Genomic DNA, 208 nt, shown 5'->3' on the forward strand with positions numbered 1-208 from the left:
GTCTGGCGCATGTCGCGAACGGCGAAGCGACCGAGGGGAGGGTACTCCGAGAATGTTTCGACCACCATTGGCTTTGTGGGAATCATCTTCACGAATCCCGCGTCGCCGTTCTTCAGGAACTTGGGTTCCTTTTCCAACTCCTTGCCGGACCTCCGATCAATCTTCGTAAGGATTTCTGCAAATTTAACAGCTATGTGGGAAGTGTGGC

The 208-nt window shown here is 53.4% G+C and carries 1 protein-coding gene; it reads right to left on the reverse strand.

Annotated elements, in window-relative coordinates; all coding sequences use genetic code 11:
* On the reverse strand, window positions 1-194 hold a 194-nt coding region (locus tag C6N31_RS47630), incomplete at its 3' end, for an elongation factor 1-alpha C-terminal domain-related protein (RefSeq protein WP_498063746.1).
* Window positions 195-208: the final 14 nt, after the last annotated feature.

It is taken from the genome of Streptomyces fildesensis, assembly GCF_016107395.1.
Classification (GTDB): domain Bacteria; phylum Actinomycetota; class Actinomycetes; order Streptomycetales; family Streptomycetaceae; genus Actinacidiphila; species Actinacidiphila fildesensis.